General features: G+C 47.9%; 13 protein-coding genes. 11 read left to right on the top strand and 2 right to left on the bottom strand.

The annotated features are described in order from the left end of the window. Positions 1–15: 15 nt before the first annotated feature. The 3 genes from BS614_RS23940 to BS614_RS23925 all read left to right on the top strand — a co-directional run bounded on the left by BS614_RS23940 (position 16) and on the right by BS614_RS23925 (position 1,639). Positions 16–195: a hypothetical protein gene (locus BS614_RS23940; RefSeq protein WP_017687398.1), complete on the top strand. Its 180-nt coding sequence runs from the start codon at positions 16–18 to the stop codon at positions 193–195. Positions 196–669: 474 nt separating this feature from the next. Further along, positions 670–1,224 (top strand): stalk domain-containing protein, encoded by a 555-nt coding sequence (locus tag BS614_RS23930; RefSeq protein WP_036614723.1) that lies wholly within the window; start codon positions 670–672, stop codon positions 1,222–1,224. Between the two features lie 97 nt (positions 1,225–1,321). Further along, entirely contained in the window at positions 1,322–1,639 is a 318-nt protein-coding gene (locus BS614_RS23925; RefSeq protein WP_036614722.1) for a DUF1292 domain-containing protein, read from the top strand. Positions 1,640–1,846: 207 nt separating this feature from the next. Here the strand turns inward: BS614_RS23925 and BS614_RS23920 are convergent, their stop codons facing one another. Beyond that, positions 1,847–3,322, bottom strand: coding sequence for an aminotransferase class I/II-fold pyridoxal phosphate-dependent enzyme (locus BS614_RS23920; protein WP_026080977.1), 1,476 nt, complete (start codon positions 3,320–3,322; stop codon positions 1,847–1,849). 176 nt (positions 3,323–3,498) lie between these two features. Between BS614_RS23920 and BS614_RS23915 the strand changes: the two genes are divergently transcribed. The 4 genes from BS614_RS23915 to BS614_RS23900 all read left to right on the top strand — a co-directional run bounded on the left by BS614_RS23915 (position 3,499) and on the right by BS614_RS23900 (position 8,108). Then, on the top strand, positions 3,499–4,791 hold the full coding sequence (locus BS614_RS23915) for an MFS transporter (protein ID WP_074095791.1): 1,293 nt from the start codon (positions 3,499–3,501) through the stop codon (positions 4,789–4,791). A 253-nt stretch (positions 4,792–5,044) separates the two neighbouring features. Further along, a complete protein-coding gene (locus BS614_RS23910) occupies positions 5,045–5,644 on the top strand; it encodes a hypothetical protein (protein ID WP_036614719.1) in 600 nt (199 codons plus the stop codon). A gap of 172 nt (positions 5,645–5,816) precedes the next feature. Further along, positions 5,817–7,226: an NADP-dependent phosphogluconate dehydrogenase gene (gene gndA / locus BS614_RS23905; RefSeq protein WP_074095790.1), complete on the top strand. Its 1,410-nt coding sequence runs from the start codon at positions 5,817–5,819 to the stop codon at positions 7,224–7,226. 372 nt (positions 7,227–7,598) lie between these two features. Beyond that, positions 7,599–8,108, top strand: a complete 510-nt coding sequence (locus BS614_RS23900; RefSeq protein ID WP_036614703.1) for a shikimate kinase — start codon at positions 7,599–7,601, stop codon at positions 8,106–8,108. A gap of 136 nt (positions 8,109–8,244) precedes the next feature. Here the strand turns inward: BS614_RS23900 and BS614_RS23895 are convergent, their stop codons facing one another. Further along, complete coding sequence (locus BS614_RS23895) at positions 8,245–8,550, bottom strand: rhodanese-like domain-containing protein (protein ID WP_074095789.1); 306 nt, start codon at positions 8,548–8,550, stop codon at positions 8,245–8,247. Between the two features lie 105 nt (positions 8,551–8,655). Between BS614_RS23895 and aroA the strand changes: the two genes are divergently transcribed. From aroA to ptsP, 4 genes are all read left to right on the top strand, one after another. After that, a complete protein-coding gene (gene aroA, locus BS614_RS23890; RefSeq protein WP_074095788.1) occupies positions 8,656–9,951 on the top strand; it encodes a 3-phosphoshikimate 1-carboxyvinyltransferase in 1,296 nt (431 codons plus the stop codon). A gap of 59 nt (positions 9,952–10,010) precedes the next feature. Continuing rightward, on the top strand, positions 10,011–10,445 hold the full coding sequence (locus tag BS614_RS23885; RefSeq protein ID WP_017687409.1) for a CoA-binding protein: 435 nt from the start codon (positions 10,011–10,013) through the stop codon (positions 10,443–10,445). 196 nt (positions 10,446–10,641) lie between these two features. Continuing rightward, positions 10,642–12,522: a glucose PTS transporter subunit IIA gene (locus tag BS614_RS23880; RefSeq protein WP_074095787.1), complete on the top strand. Its 1,881-nt coding sequence runs from the start codon at positions 10,642–10,644 to the stop codon at positions 12,520–12,522. Further along, the gene (gene ptsP, locus BS614_RS23875) at positions 12,519–14,279 is read left to right on the top strand and encodes a phosphoenolpyruvate--protein phosphotransferase (RefSeq protein WP_036614699.1); all 1,761 of its coding nucleotides are present in this window, start codon (positions 12,519–12,521) and stop codon (positions 14,277–14,279) included. Before BS614_RS23880 ends, ptsP begins: the two co-directional genes overlap by 4 nt. Positions 14,280–14,333: the final 54 nt, after the last annotated feature.

The raw sequence follows: 14,333 nt of genomic DNA, 5'->3' as shown, positions 1-14,333 counted from the left end.
AAGGGGAATGTACTTATGATGGATTTTAGCAAACCACCCCATGGCTCTGAGACCGATACCCACCGTCAGCGTCATCAGGAGAATGAACAGAAATACCTGTCCGGAGGCAAGAGCATTTGGTATGAAATCAGCAACTGGCTCATTCTCGGAGGTATTCTTCTTGTCATATTTTTATTATTTAAATACGTTTTCTAAATAGACACACAACCGGGCGAATCCCCATATGATGCATTACATCAGTAAGCACTTGGGGAAATGGGGAATCCGGGATGGCAAAGGCAAAAGGTAAGAAAGCTCCCGCATTAAAGAGTGATAAAATACGTGTATCCATGAAGTTGGTCACATCGGATGTATGCGAGAGATGTAAGACACCATGTACGCGAGGAATGGATTATGCTGCACGTATGAGAATTGAAGGGGCATTAGGCAAGGGCGTTCCATGTATATTGACCCGCCACACTTCTTCATAACTCTTCGTATAATCCCGTATATATAACAATTATAGATCAGGGGCATCCTTTAATGAGGATCGCCTCTTTTTGTGCATTCCAAGGGGTGGAAAAAATTCTGGATAAAAAATGAAAAATGATGAAAAACAGCGCAACTTTGTGGATGAATCTGCAGTATAAATGTACAACAGCTAGCAGCAGGGGAGGGAATATTGACGGGATGAAATGGAAACGAATATTGCTTTGTGTCACGGTATTCTCCTTGCTCGGCGGGTCTTTATTGTTTGCAGATTCGGTGAACGAGAAGATTCGTGTTCTCATTAACGGCAAGGAAGCAGCTGATGGAGGTTATCTCATTGATGGAACGACCTATGTACCTGTCAGGGAAGCCGGAGGCGTCGTCAAATGGGACAGCAGTAACAAGAGAGTAACGGTGATCAAACCGAATGTACATATTTTTCTCTTCAAGGGAGACACTGTATTTGGCAACGTTAACGTAGGTAAGCTGAAATTCAATGTATTTTCACAAGTGGACAGTCTGACAGCAGATGTAGCTGCCGTGAAAGTAACGATCACTAACCCGAGTGGTCAGGTGAAGGATATCCAGTCCCAGGAGCTTACGACCCAGAAGGATAACTTCTGGTTCCGAACATATGATTTTACGTACGATTTCAGTCGTGCCGGCAAGTATCAGGTCGGCTTTCATATTAAAGAAAATGCAAACAGCAGCTACGTCCTGGTAGCGGAGAAAATCATTACAGCGCTGAACGATTGAAGCGAAAATAACCCTGTGAGTTAAATTGACCTGGGTCATTGAACATGTTACGATATGCAAGGTTACACAATTTCTATTTATAAAGCGAGGTATTTCAATGAGCGATCACACACATGAACACGGCGATGGCTGCGGATGCGGGCAAGACCACGACCACGACCACGAGCATGAAGAAGTCCTTCTCACATTAACAGACGAGAACGGCCAAGACGTGGAGATGGTTTTGGTGGAGACGTTTGACGTGGAGAAGCATGTTTATGCGCTCCTGCTGGAACGTAACAATCCTGAAGCTGACGGCATCATCCTGCGTATGGAAGAAGAAGACGAGGAAATGGTGCTCTACAATATTGAAGACGAAGAAGAGTGGAACCGCGTTGAAGCGGCTTACAACGAACTCGTTGCATCACAAGAATAGTCATTCTTTTGGAACATAACATGAAGGCTCCTTGATCTCAGGGGGCCTTTTGTTTGTTTTTTAAGAGGTATACGAGCATTTACACCACCGGTTTGAACGACGAAATAGACGGGAAAATGCAAACTCGCTTGTCCCATAAAATAAAAACGGACCAAGCTAGGGCTTGGTCCTTTAAGTTTATCCCCTGCACAGCGCAAGGAGGTTGTTCTAGAAAATGGCATCGGCTTCCACGATCACTTTAACGTTGGTTACGCTGCGATCTTCGGGTCCTTTGACGGGTAATCCAACTTCGACATGATCGATGATGTAGTCGATGTTTTCCTGGGTGATAACCTCACCCGGTAACAGGATCGGAATTCCTGGCGGATAGACATAGATGAATTCCGAGATAATACGTCCTGCGGATTCCTTAAACGGAATCACTTCGGTATCACCGTAGAATGCATCACGTGGAGTCAGCATCAACTGTGGAATATCCGGAACTTTAACCACCAGTTCATGGGCAGGGTTCACTTGATAATAGGTACGGGAGAGATCCTGCAAAGCGTTCAGCAAGATATCCACACTATTATCCGTATCTCCTGGCGTAATGAGACACAGAATATTGTACATATCACTAAGTTCAACCTCGATGTTGTAATGTTCACGCAGCCAGTTCTCTGTCTCATACCCTGTAATGCCCAGATGGCGAACATGGATCGTTACTTTGGTTGGATCATAGTTGAAGGTCGCTTCTGTACCCAGCAGCTCTCTACCGAAGCAATACAGGCCATCCATATCGTTAATCGAACGTCTGGCAAATTCAGCTAGTTCAATCGCCTTCTGTGCAATCTCACGACCGTGGAGAGCCAGGTTACGTCTTGATGTATCGAGTGAAGCAAGCAAAATGTATGAAGTTGATGTTGAGGTGAGCAGACTCAGGATCGTCTGTACACGCTGTGGATTCACGAACCCATTCTTCGTGTTCAGGTTGAGTACGGAACTCTGTGTCATGGAGCCACCAAGCTTGTGAACACTGGTTGCAGCCATATCGGCACCTGCTGCCATCGCAGACAACGGTAGATCCTCATGGAAATGAATGAGTACACCATGTGCTTCATCAACAAGTACAGGGACTTGGTAGCTGTGTGCCAACTCAACAATTTCTTTAAGATCTGTAACCACGCCGTAATAGGTCGGGTTAATTACAAGCAATGCCTTGGCATCTGGATGACGCTCAAGAGCGCGACGGATAGACTGTGTAGTCACTCCATGGTCAATACCCAGATTGGCATCTTGTGAAGGAGAAACAAATACGGGTTTGGCGCCTGAGAAAATAATGGCGGACAGAACCGATTTATGCACATTACGGGGCACAATAATTTTGTCACCCGGTGAACATACAGACAGAATCATGGTCATAATGGCACTGCTTGTGCCTTGTACACTAAAATAGGTATAATCGGCTCCGAAGGCATCTGCTGCCAAAATCTGTGCTTCCTGAATGACACCGGTTGGCTGATGCAGGTCATCCAACGGTGCGATGTTAATCAAATCTATGGAGAAGGCATTATCGCCAATAAATTCACGGAATTCGGTATCCGCTCCCAATCCTTTTTTATGGCCCGGAATATGAAACTGTACCGGATTGAGTGCCGCATGATTTTTTAAAGCGGTAAACAGCGGCGTACGGTGGTGATTCATCAGTGCTGTCACGACCCTTCCTAATAAAATTGGTAAACAAAGATGAGTATAGCAAATTAAGAACCGAATGCAACAGTATAATCGACAATTTTTTGAATTGCCGAGATTTGGACACATTCCCCACGGTTACACTAAGGATAGGGAATAGGCAATTGAACGGCGAAAGGGGAAAAAGAATGCAAACCGATACAAAACCAGCCAAAATTTTGCGATCACCATTTTTTATCGCGATGTGGCTGACACTTTTTCTAGTTGAAATTATCAAAGGGGCCCTGTTGGTAGCTGTTTTGCCCGTTTATATGGACAATATACTGGGTCTGTCTGCAGGCGTCATTGGTGTGGCATTTGCTCTTCAATATCTGGGAGATAATCTGTTCCGGGCGCCTTCCGGCTGGGCAGCAGAACGGATCGGGTTCCGCGCAACGATGGTTACAGCACTAATCTGTACCTTAATCGCTGTTATTATGATCCTTTTTCTAAAAAGTGCCTTTGGACTGGCCATGGCCTGTCTCATTCTTGGCATTGGTACGTCACCGCTCTGGCCTTGCGCCATGACAGGGGTGACTGCGATGTCTGGCCCACAGAACAAGAATGGTACAGCAATGGGTGCGCTGGAGATGGCTGCTCTCGGCGGAACGGGGCTTGGACCTATAGGAATGAACTGGTTGCTGGAGCGCACGCATCATGATTATCGAACTATATTCCTCGTGTTGATGGGTTGTGCCATTCTCGTTATTCTGGTGGCCATGATTCTTCCTGGACGTGTCATTGTTGATGGAGAGCATGCCGAGCAAGCAGCGAAGAATAGTGATGTGAAATATCCAGCCAAACCGAATCTGCTCACGCCGTTCATCCGGCTGCAAAAGAGTGTTAAGGGTACACTACAACGGGTACGCAGCACACTTAATGTTAATCCACTGGTGTATCCTGCCTTGTTTATGCAGTCGTTTGTCATTGGTTTGCTTAGTCCAGTAATCACGCTATATACACGCACAGATCTGCACATCTCACCGAACCTTTACAGTTTGTTGCTGATTGCGGGAGGTGGAATAACCGTTATTGCCTTACTGCCTGTAGGTAAAATGGTAGACAGGTTTGGCACGAAACCGTTCCTGAACGTTGGTTTTTTGATGGCGGCGGCGAGTCTGTTCGCATTCTCCTCCATAACATCCATTCCGGTGGTGTTTGGTGTTGTCATGTTGGTGGGCATCAGTTATGCCATGATTCTGCCCGCCTGGAATGCTTTTGTAGCCACACTAATTCCCAAAGGGGAGCGGGGAGCGATCTGGGGATTTTTCCTTACATTGCAGGGATCAGGCATGGTTGTAGGCCCTATTGTTTCCGGACTGCTGTGGGACCACGTTAGCCATCCGGCTCCATTCATTGGCAGTGCCATCGTCATGGCAGGACTTGCCGTTGTGCACTTTGTGTTATCCCGCAATCCGTTTCGCACTGCTCCGGCCAAATAAGCAAAAGAAAAGGGAGTTCCACCAACCGTCTTGGTTGTGGAGCTCCCTTTTTCGCGTCCGTTATATCACGATAATCGGGGGCTTGCCCCTGTGCGTCTGCGGAAAGCTGCAATCCGGCGGTCCTTTCGGTGAAAAATAGTCAAATAACCAAGTACCCTTACATAAAATGAAGTATAAAATAGGGTAAGCCGATTGAGTAGAAGCGATTGAAGACGAGGGCCGGAGTTGATCCGGTACAGATGGAGGGAGTGCCGTGAATAAGAGTTATGAAGTTGAATATTGCAATCTGGAGCTGCGGTTCAACCGTCGGCATATCCAAAATTTGATCAGAGACCTTATTCGTGAGGGATATTCACTATATTGGAGCGAGGACGAATCCTTTTTTATCCTGTCAGTCCGGACCGGCCGCAAGCTGGTAAAGCTCCGCTTTCAACAGACACGCACAGGGAACTACAAGATGACTGGGGATTATATCATTAAGGATGCAAAACTTGCAGAGTGGCTGGAGAAGCTGATTGGAGATACACGCGGGCATGCGGTTGTGAAGCGGTTCAAGGATCAGCAGATGACCGTGGAGAACATTTTATTCGGTGAAGTGATTCGGCTCGTGGAAGTGTCCGGGTTCAAGCAGCGTGTCATTTTTCAAAAGGAACCTGCGCCGACGGCGGAAGAGATGGAAGAAATGTTCCTCTCGCGTGAAGGTGAGGAGAGGCTCATGTTGTTGCGCATGGAAGTGGACGATGAACTGGAGCGCCTCTACACGGCCATGCAGATGGATAATATCGAAAAAGCAAATGCTTGCCGTCAAGTCTTAAAACAGTTGTCTGGACATCTGTTAATGTTGGAAGGATGACAAGATAAGGCCGTATTTATGAAAATACGATGAACACCTCAGCAGATTGGGGTGTTTTCTCGTTGCGTAGCTGTGCCACGGGGTTCACTTCTATACATAAAACCGTTAAAATGGGAGTATTGTTGAGAATTTATTTCAATAAAATTAATTGGAGCAAAGGATGGAGGACCAGATGACAAAACAACAAATTGGCGTAATTGGCCTGGCTGTCATGGGCAAAAATTTGGCCCTTAACATTGAAAGCAAAGGTTTCTCAGTATCGGTATTTAACCGTTCCCCGGAGAAAACCAATGATCTTCTGAAAGAAGCTGAAGGTAAAAACCTGACAGGCTCATTCTCCATTGAAGAGTTCGTAGCATCCCTGGAATCCCCGCGCAAAATTTTGATCATGGTACAAGCCGGCAAAGCGACCGACGCTACCATTGAACAACTGCTTCCTCACCTGGATGAGGGCGACATCATCATTGATGGAGGGAACGCATACTTCCCTGACACGCAACGTCGCAGTAAAGAGTTGGAAGACAAAGGCATACGTTTCATCGGTACAGGTGTATCCGGTGGTGAAGAAGGCGCACTGAAAGGCCCTTCCATCATGCCAGGTGGACAGGAAAGTGCTTATAAACTGGTTGAACCGATCCTGACGGCGATCTCGGCCAAAGTCGGTGACGATCCATGTTGTACATATATTGGACCTGACGGTGCCGGACACTATGTGAAAATGGTGCATAACGGTATCGAGTACGGAGATATGCAGTTGATTGGTGAAGCGTACCACTTGCTCAAATCCGTATTGAACGTTTCTGTTGAAGAGCTGCACGCAATCTTTACGGAATGGAATCAAGGAGAGCTGGATAGCTACCTGATCGAAATCACAGCAGATATCTTCTCGAAATACGATCCGGAAACGGGCAAACCAATGGTTGACGTCATTCTGGACGCGGCTGGACAAAAAGGAACAGGTAAATGGACAAGCCAAAGTGCGCTGGATCTCGGCGTTCCATTGTCCATGATTACAGAATCCGTATTCTCCCGTTTCCTGTCTGCGATGAAGGACGAGCGTGTAGCAGCTAGCAAAATCCTGAATGGACCAGCAACTGAAGAGTTCTCCGGTGACAAAAAAGCATTCATCGAGAGCGTGCGTAAAGCCCTCTTCGCAAGTAAAATCGTATCCTACGCTCAAGGATTTGCACAAATGCGTGCAGCTTCCGACGAGTATGGCTGGGATCTGAAATACGGCAACATTGCCATGATCTTCCGCGGTGGTTGCATCATCCGTTCGCAGTTCCTGCAAAACATCAAGGAAGCTTATGATAAAGACGCAGCTCTGAAAAACTTGCTCTTGGATCCTTACTTCCAAAACATCGTTGAGTCTTATCAAGGCGCATGGCGTGAAGTTGTAGCGGCTGCTGTAAAACAAGGTGTTCCAGTACCTGGATTCTCCAGCGCTCTTTCTTACTACGACAGCTACCGTACAGAGCGTCTGCCTGCAAACTTGCTGCAAGCGCAACGTGACTACTTCGGTGCTCACACGTTCAAACGTGTGGACAAAGAAGGCAGCTTCCACCACAACTGGATGGAGTAGTACCACATATACAAGTCTATTAGATTTGGTCAAAGCGCCCTTAAGCAGGTGCTTTGGCCTGCTAAGAGGCTCAAAAGAGGTTTGGCGTTCCGGTGATTGCCGGTTAACGCGGGCCTCTTTTTTTACTGTAAATAAGCTCATTGGAGTTCGTTAGGTTGTTGGATGATTACTGATTGAGATGTTTGGAGGCTCAAAACTGCTTGAGGGTGATCTGACATAGGCTTAGATGCCGGGAGTTACTTAATCTGTCTTGAAGTACTTGCGGATGGTCGAAAGGAAGTCAGTGAGGAGATGGTCTTTCCCAGTCCGCAGGGCTGTGTTATGATAGGACAAAAGTGCTCACGAATTGCTTGAATTAAAGGAGTGTACACCTTGAGCAAGTCTAACAATATTATTCTCATTGGTATGATGGGAACCGGCAAATCAACCGTCGCTGACATGCTTGCACGCGAGCTTGGTTATCGATTGATTGATGTAGACGCCGCGGTGGAAAAAGAGGAAGGCTGTACGATTCCAGAATTGTTCACTGGCAAGGGAGAGACGTATTTCCGTGATGCCGAGAGCCGCATGTTATGCTCGGTGCTGGAGAAGAAGTCACAGGTCATAGCGACCGGAGGTGGCGTGGTGCTACGTTCGGATAATTGTGACGTGATGTTGAAAAATGGTTGGGTTGTTGCCTTGACTGCTGATCCGGCAGTGATTGTAGAGCGTGTTAGTGGCTGTGACAATCGCCCACTCCTCGCAGGCAATGCAGAGGAACGCATTCAGGCAATTATGGAAGAACGGAAAGACGCATATCGGTTCGCACATTATACGGTGGATACAACCGAGTTATCCGCTGCCGAAGTGACTCGTTTAATTTTAGCGCATTACCGCGTCTAAGCTTGTTATCATCGAAGTTTGATGGTTGATAGGTGGTGGCAGATATAACAAAACGGGCCATATAGGCCCGTTTCTAGGAGTGGAGCAGAGCTGAAGTCACAAGGTTACAAATGACTTCGCTTCTCTCCGGGCTTCTCTAGTCTTCCTGTTGCCACTGAAGCATACCGCCGACCATGTTTGTACAGCCTTCATATCCCAGTTGCTGCAGATATTCACATGCACGCTCACTGCGGTAACCGCTACGACAGATGATCACGATCTCGCCTGATTTCTCAATCTCAGACAGTCGGTCCGGAATCTGTCCAAGCGGAATATGCTTGGCTCCTTCGATCATGCCTTGCGCGACTTCATCGTCCTCGCGGACGTCTATCATCTGCAGCTTCTCTCCCGCCTGTAAACGGCGGTGCAGCTCAGACGTTTCAATTTCAGCTATTTGTGTCATATTCAGGTCCTCTTTTCTGTATGGACTTAACGCTATAATGATACCCAAGCGATGCACGGAATGTCAATTTGGCCACAATATAATCAATGAAGGAGAATTTCATCCATGGACGTTATTGTTAAACCAACCCCCACTCTGAACGGGGAAATCGGGGCTCTGTCCTCTAAAAACTACACGACTCGTTATTTGCTGGCTGCTGCGCTGGCAGAAGGCACAAGTACTATTCATTTCCCGGCACACAGTGAAGACAGTGACGCCATGCGCAGATGTATTCGTGATCTGGGGGCAGTACTTGAAGAAGACGACAGCAAGATTGTGATCCAGGGCTTTGGCAGTCATCCCCGTGATGTGCGTGAATTGAATGTTGGGAATGCGGGTGCTGTACTTCGTTTCCTGATGGGCGTTACAGCGCTCTGCCCTGACGTTACGTTTGTGAATACGTACCCAGATTCGCTGGGCAAACGCCCCCATGATGACCTGATCGATGCGCTTGGTCAATTGGGTGTAGATGTACAGCATGAAGAAGGACGCTTACCGATTACAATCAAGGGTGGCAATGCCAAAGGTGGACACATTCGTGTATCCGGCTCCGTCAGCTCCCAATATCTGAGTGCATTGTTGTTTGTTACGCCGTTGCTTGCAGAAGACAGCACCATTGAAGTACTGAATGACCTGAAGTCCAAGGTCGTTATCGGACAGACGCTGGAAGTGTTGGAGCAGGCAGGCATCGTTATCCATGTAAGTGATGATTACATGTCCTTCCGTGTACCAGGTGGACAGGCTTACCAGCCAACGACCTACACGGTTCAAGGGGATTACCCGGGCTCGGCAGCCGTTCTTGCCGCAGCAGCGGTTACACAGTCTGATGTGAAAATTCTGCGCCTGATGGAGCATAGCAAACAGGGTGAACGTGCCATCGTTGACGTGCTACGCATGATGGAAGTGCCATTGACACATGAGAACGATGTTGTACACGTTCAAGGTAATGGCAGACTGAAAGCGATCGAATTCGACGGGGATGCCGCGACGGACGCCGTTTTGGCTATGGTAGCCGCAGCTGTATTTGCGGAAGGCACGTCACGGTTCTATAATGTAGAGAACCTGCGTTACAAGGAATGTGACCGAATCACCGATTATTTGAACGAACTGCGGAAGGCAGGAGCGAACGTTGAAGAGCGTCAAGCTGAGATTATCGTACATGGACGTCCAGAAGGCGTTGAAGGCGGCGTTGAGATTAACGCTCACTACGATCATCGCGTAATTATGGCGCTCACTGTCGTTGGTCTGCGTTCCAAGGAGCCGCTTCGTATTCGGGATGCACACCATGTAGCCAAGTCTTATCCGCAATATTTCGATCATTTGCAGGCGCTTGGCGCCTCGGTTCAATGGGTAAAAGAGTAAATAACTGAAAATCAGTCTTTTGAACACGCACTTTAATCAGAAAAGGATGGTGCTTGAACATGGAATTTAACAACCCTACTCGTGAAGAAATTGGACAACTATTGCGCAAGGCAGGCAACATCGCAGTCGTCGGCTTATCAGACAAATCAGATCGCACTTCCTATATGGTGGCAGAAGCCATGCAGAGCAGAGGTTATCGCATCATCCCGGTTAATCCACAGGTGCAAGGTGAAATCCTGGGAGAGACGGTATATGCCACACTCGCGGATATTCCAGAGCCGGTAGACATTGTCAATGTGTTTCGTCGCGAAGAGTTTTGTGCGGATGTCGCTCGTGACGCCGCTGCCATCAAAGCCAATGTGCTGTGGCTGCAGCTTGGCATCCATAGTGATGAAGCGGTCCAGATTGCTGCAGAGAACGGCATGACAGCGGTAACGAATCGTTGTATCAAGGTAGAGGATTCCATCGTTCTGCGCGGCGCTGGACGCGGCTGAGAGGCTCGTTCACCTGTGATCGAATGATCTCCTGATCTGTCCCAATTGAATGAACACAGGATGAATCCCGTTAACTTGAAGTTGACGGGATTTTTTCTGCTCTATTTTTGCCGTATTAATTACCAATTGGTTACTGTTTTGCTTTGACAAAACGTTGCGTAAAGCTTACCATCTAGGATAGAAAGGAGAGGTCGCCATGAATTGGCTCGGATCCTTGCAGCAGCTCGGACGAGCGGTAATGCTGCCTACAATGGTCCTGCCCGCCGCCGCAATTTTGCTCAGTGTTGGCAGTCTGCCTTGGGACGCCTGGGGATTGGATATTGTCGGTGAAGTGTCTACCGTGGCCGGACACGGTATTTTTTATTTCTTACCGTATCTGTTCGCTGTCGGTGTAGCACTGGGACTCTCCAACCAGGCCGGACAAGCGGGACTTGCTGCTCTGGCTGGTATCGTGATATATGATCAGGTGACTCGGAACTTCGGGGATGGCACCGTTCAGCCTGCTTCCTTAATCGGAATCATACTCGGCGCGCTTGCCGGTGGGATGCATAATCGGTTTAAAAGCATTAAACTGCCTGAAATTTTACAATTTTTTGGAGGTTCAAGGTTTGTTTTGCTCATCGTCGGACTCTGTTCGGCATTGTTCTCCTGTTTTATGTTATGGCTCGCTCCGATCCTACAGCATGGATTGAACGGCATTGCTACCTGGGAATACAGTCTCGGGGGGTTTGGACTGTTCATCTACGGAGTGTTATACAGGGTGCTGGTTGCTTTTGGGCTTCATCACCTGCTTAACAATGTGTTTTGGTTCCAGTTAGGGACGTTTGAAACGCCTGATGGTAACATTGTGCAAGGGGATTTGCCCCGATTTTTTGCAGGTGATCCAACAGCAGGATTCTTTATGGCGGGTTTGTTTCCCATCATGATGTTTGCCATTCCGGCAATAGCCTTTGCTATTATTCAGGAAGCCAGGGAAGATCTGAAACCAAAAATCAAGAAAACTTTTCTGACATCGGCACTCGTTTGTTTTCTAACCGGGGTATCGGAACAGATTGAGTTTGCTTTTTTGTTCGCGGCACCTTATCTGTTCATCGTGCATGCAGTGATGTCCGGCGTTGCCATGTGGATTAGTTACTGGCTTGATATCCGGCATGGATTTTCTTACTCCGCAGGTATTATTGATTACATACTCAATTTCCATCTATCGGAGAATGCTTGGAAGCTCATTCCGATTGGCATACTATATGGACTGGTTTACTACTTTCTGTTCCGATGGGCGATTCGTACATTCAAGATTCCAACACCAGGACGTGAAGAGGGCTCCATGCTGGAAGATTGGGTAGGTAACATTCCTTATCAGGCACCTTTAATCCTCGAAGCATTGGGCGGGAAGAGTAACATTGTACAGGTTGAAGCATGTATTACACGTCTTCGTCTGACTGTGCATGATGACCGCTTGATCGACACGGGTGCCATGAAGAGTATGGGGTCTGCTGGACTGATCAAGCTGGGTGGCGGTAACGTACAGGTGGTATTCGGGACCTACTCGGAATTGATTCGGGAAGAAATCGCGAAGCTGCTGGAAAGAGACCTGCAACAGGTTCTGTTCTGTGCCCCTGTTCAGGGCAAAATGCTCCCGATTGAAGAGGTGCCGGATCAGATCTTTGCAGCCAAGCTTGTCGGTGATGGTGTAGCCTTTGTTCCGGAAAAGGGAGAGCTGGTCTCACCCGTGTACGGAACGATTATGCACTTGTACCCGACCATGCATGCCTTGGGTTTATCTACCCGTGAGGGGCTTGAAGTGTTACTGCATATCGGCATCGATACCTCTCAGTTGAAAGGCCATTTTGAAGCTTTTGTTCAGGAGGGCGATACGGTGGAGCCAGGGCAGTTGTTGATCAAGTTTGATCTGGCAGTACTCCGCGAGCAAGCGGCGTCACTGACAACACCAATGGTAATTACGAATCCGGATCGTGTAAAATCATGGAGTTTTGCTCCATTTAAGCAAGTTAAGAAAGGTCAGGCATCCGTTATGTCCGTGGTGCTCTATGACAGGAACGTTGGAGGGGTAGAATGAAGATACAAGGCATCAACGGAGCTGCAGGCATTGCCATCGGCAAAGCATTTGTCCTGCCCAGTTGGGAATGGGATCTGCCGGATCAGAAGATGGATTCGGTGGATCTTGCCCAAGAGTTCGAACGGCTGTATGAGGGCATACGGACATCAAAGGATGAGATCGAATATATCAAAAATGAGTTCAAGGAAGTCGTTGGTCCAGAGGAGTCCAGTATCTTTGATGCACATCTGGCGATCCTCGAAGATCCGGTATTCATGAACGAAATTCGCGGCATTATCGAACGTCAGTACAAGGCGGCAGAAGTGGCGGTCAAAGAAGCCATTGACCACTTTGTCACGATGTTTGACTTGCTGGAAGACGAGTATATGAAGGAGCGGGCCATTGACATCAAGGATGTGGGTAACCGTCTGCTCAAGCATTTGCTCGGTGCACCGGAGATTACACTTCCTTCGGATACCCAGCCGTATGTACTCGTTGCCAAAGAATTATCGCCATCTCAACTGGCGCATCTGAATCCCACTCATGTACTAGGCATTGTAACCTTGATTGGCGGGAAAACATCACATTCTGCGATTATGGCTCGTGCCCTTGGCATTCCTCTCGTTTCCGGTCTGGAAGCGAGTCTTGGCATGCCGGTAGAGACAGGGGATATGCTTGTTGTGGATGGTGACAATGGCTTGGTATTTACGGACCCGGATCGCAAGACCATTGAACGGTATACCATGCTTCGCAGCAAGCAACTGAAGAAAAAGGAACAACTTCAAGTCCTTGCTACCGTGGATGCCGTAACCAAAGATGGGGCCGTTTTGCACTTGGCTTCCAATATCAGTTCGGTGAAGGAATTGGACCTTGCTTTGAAACAAGGAGCCAAAGGGGTAGGCTTGTTCCGAACAGAATTCTTGTATATGGACCGTGCTACGTTCCCGGGTGAGCAAGAACAGTATGAGGTGTACCGTCTTGTGGCAGAGAAAACAGCAGGACAATCCGTTGTTATTCGTACACTGGATATCGGTGGTGACAAGCAACTCGATTATTTTGAATTGCCGGAGGAAGATAATCCGTTTCTGGGTTACCGTGCCATTCGGATTAGTCTCGACCGCAAGGATCTGTTCAAAACACAGCTTACAGCCATTCTGCGCGCCAGCGCTGCCGGAAATGTCAAAATCATGTACCCGATGATCTCTTCGGTGGAAGAACTTCAGCAGGCCAATGAGATTCTTCGTGAGGCGATGTCTGATCTGGACGAGCGCGGATTATCATACGACCCTCACATTCAGGTGGGAATCATGATTGAAGTTCCTGCAGCGGTGATGATTGCTGACCTTCTGGCTGAGGAAGCGGATTTCTTCAGTATTGGTACGAATGATCTGGTTCAATATGTACTGGCAGTAGATCGAATGAATGAGCAGATCGCTCATATGTATCACCCCTATCATCCGGCTGTTCTGAGGATGCTTCGTGCCACAGCGGATGCGGCTCACACGGCCGGAATTGATGTTAGTGTGTGTGGTGAGATGGCAGGGGACGAACGTGCCATTCCGCTTTGGTTGGAGCTTGGCATCCGCCACTTGAGTATGTCTCCACAATCCCTGTTACGTGTGAAGCACAGAGTGTTGAACACAACAGCATCGGCTGCCAAAGAAGAAGCGCGAAAGTGCTTCGCCCTACGGACCAGCGGAGATATTGAGGAGCGACTGCAAGTTTTTAATGACTCCACGGGAAGTCCGGATGAACAAAGTGGTTCGAACGCATCGTAATTGGGGAAACTGGATATAAATACCTTTAATTTAATATATTTACATTTGTGATAA

Origin of the sequence: Paenibacillus xylanexedens, assembly GCF_001908275.1 — a bacterium.
GTDB lineage: Bacteria > Bacillota > Bacilli > Paenibacillales > Paenibacillaceae > Paenibacillus > Paenibacillus xylanexedens_A.
Note: the sequence above shows the minus strand (reverse complement) of the source record. Positions and strands in the feature narration are given on the sequence as shown.

Excerpts from the sequence above, each read along its gene's own strand:
- BS614_RS23920 (WP_026080977.1), bottom strand. The coding sequence starts at position 3,322 with ATGAATCACCACCGTACGCCGCTGTTTACCGCTTTAAAAAATCATGCG.
- BS614_RS23915 (WP_074095791.1), top strand. The coding sequence starts at position 3,499 with ATGCAAACCGATACAAAACCAGCCAAAATTTTGCGATCACCATTTTTT.
- gndA (WP_074095790.1), top strand. The coding sequence starts at position 5,817 with ATGACAAAACAACAAATTGGCGTAATTGGCCTGGCTGTCATGGGCAAA.
- BS614_RS23930 (WP_036614723.1), top strand. The coding sequence starts at position 670 with ATGAAATGGAAACGAATATTGCTTTGTGTCACGGTATTCTCCTTGCTC.
- BS614_RS23925 (WP_036614722.1), top strand. The coding sequence starts at position 1,322 with ATGAGCGATCACACACATGAACACGGCGATGGCTGCGGATGCGGGCAA.
- BS614_RS23895 (WP_074095789.1), bottom strand. The coding sequence starts at position 8,550 with ATGACACAAATAGCTGAAATTGAAACGTCTGAGCTGCACCGCCGTTTA.
- BS614_RS23880 (WP_074095787.1), top strand. The coding sequence starts at position 10,642 with ATGAATTGGCTCGGATCCTTGCAGCAGCTCGGACGAGCGGTAATGCTG.
- ptsP (WP_036614699.1), top strand. The coding sequence starts at position 12,519 with ATGAAGATACAAGGCATCAACGGAGCTGCAGGCATTGCCATCGGCAAA.
- BS614_RS23885 (WP_017687409.1), top strand. The coding sequence starts at position 10,011 with ATGGAATTTAACAACCCTACTCGTGAAGAAATTGGACAACTATTGCGC.
- BS614_RS23940 (WP_017687398.1), top strand. The coding sequence starts at position 16 with ATGATGGATTTTAGCAAACCACCCCATGGCTCTGAGACCGATACCCAC.
- aroA (WP_074095788.1), top strand. The coding sequence starts at position 8,656 with ATGGACGTTATTGTTAAACCAACCCCCACTCTGAACGGGGAAATCGGG.